Genomic DNA, 1,557 nt, shown 5'->3' with positions numbered 1-1,557 from the left:
ATGTCCTCGGCGCTGCCGGCGAAGGAGAACCGGACGTACTTGCCGCCGTCGACCGGGTCGAAGTCGACGCCGGGGGTGATGGCGAGCCCGGTGTCGGCGAGCAGCCGCTGGCACCAGCTCAGGCTGTCGTGCGTGTACGCGCTGACGTCGGCGTACGCGTAGAAGGCGCCATCGGCCGGGGCGAGCTTGTCGAGGCCGATTCGCTGCAGGCCGGCGAAGAGGCGATCGCGGTTGGCCCGGTACCGCTCGACGTGCGCGTCGGCTTCCTCGTACGCCTCCGGCGTGAAGGCGGCGAGGGCCGCGTACTGCGAGACGGCGGGCGGGCAGATGGTGAAGTTGCCGGTCAGGACGTCGATCGCGCGGTGGAGGCGTTGCGGGGCGAGCATCCAGCCGAGCCGCCAGCCGGTCATCGCGAAGTACTTCGAGAAGCTGCCGAGCACGAGCGGCTCGCGGCCGTACTGCCACGCGCAGTCGAGCTCGGCGCCGTAGGAGATGCCGTGGTAGATCTCGTCGCTGATCAGCTGGACGCCGTGTGAGGAGCACCAGCCGGTGATGGCGGCGAGCTCGCCCGGCGGCAGGACCGTCCCGGTGGGGTTGCTCGGACTGGCGACGATCAGGCCGTCGATCGGGCCGAGCTCGTCGAGGAGGGCGACGGTGGGCTGGAAGTTCGTCTCGGCGGTGGTGGCGAACTCGACGACCTCGCAGCCGAGGACGGAGAGCAGGTTCCGGTAGGCGGGGTAGCCGGGCCGCGCCATGGCGACCTTGGCGCCGGGGTCGAAGGCGCTGAGGAAGGCGAGCAGGAAACCCCCGGACGACCCGGTGGTCAGGACGACGTCGTGCGCCTGGACGTCGACGTTGTACCGCGTCCGGTAGTGGCCGGCGACCGCCTCGCGCAGCTCGGGGATGCCGAGCTGCTCGGTGTAGCCGAGAGTGCTCTTCTGCAGCGCGTCTTGGGCGGCCTCGAGCACGGGCTTGGGCGCGGGAGCGGACGGCTGCCCGGCCGCGAGCGACACGAGATCGCCGTGACTGCGCTGCCGCGCCCCGGCCGCGGAGAGGACGTCCATGACGTGGAAGGGCGGCACGCCGGCCCGCAGCGCGGGCCCGGCGAAAGCTCCGAGGTCGGCCATGGGGCCAGGCTAGTAGCCGCGGTAGGCACCGCCGTGGGCCATGGCCTTGATGCCGGGCACGTTGTCGAGGCTGCCGTACCGGTCGAAGGAGTACCGGACACCGGCGATGATGTTGTCGACCGGGTTGTAGATGTTGTCGTGGCCGGGCAGCTTGTGGGCGTTGAACGTCGAGTCGATGCACTGCATGAGCCCCTTGGACGGGTGCCCCGCGGCAGCATTGGAATCCCAGTTGTTGATGGCGTTGGGATTTCCGCCGGACTCGTGCTGGATGATCGCCCAGATCTTCGGGATGTCCGCGTCCGTCACCGGAATACCGGCGGCCTGGAGGGCCTTCATGGCCTCCTGGATCCACTGCTGGACGTTCCCCGGTGGCGGCGAAGAAGGCGGGCCACCGCTCGGGCCGAGGCCGCCGCCACCACCGCCGCCACCC

2 protein-coding genes are annotated in these 1,557 nt (G+C 70.6%); both read right to left on the bottom strand.

Annotated features, from left to right (window positions below):
• Positions 1-1,127 (bottom strand): pyridoxal phosphate-dependent aminotransferase (locus CCN39_RS22465; protein WP_086845012.1); only part of this gene is annotated, 1,127 nt, incomplete at its 3' end.
• A 9-nt stretch (positions 1,128-1,136) separates the two neighbouring features.
• Positions 1,137-1,557: transglycosylase SLT domain-containing protein (locus CCN39_RS22460; protein WP_158104537.1), on the bottom strand; the 421-nt coding region annotated here is incomplete at its 5' end.

Source organism: Amycolatopsis kentuckyensis, assembly GCF_002155975.1.
GTDB classification, from domain to species: Bacteria; Actinomycetota; Actinomycetes; order Mycobacteriales; family Pseudonocardiaceae; genus Amycolatopsis; species Amycolatopsis kentuckyensis.
This window is presented reverse-complemented; position numbering and strand designations above follow the sequence as displayed.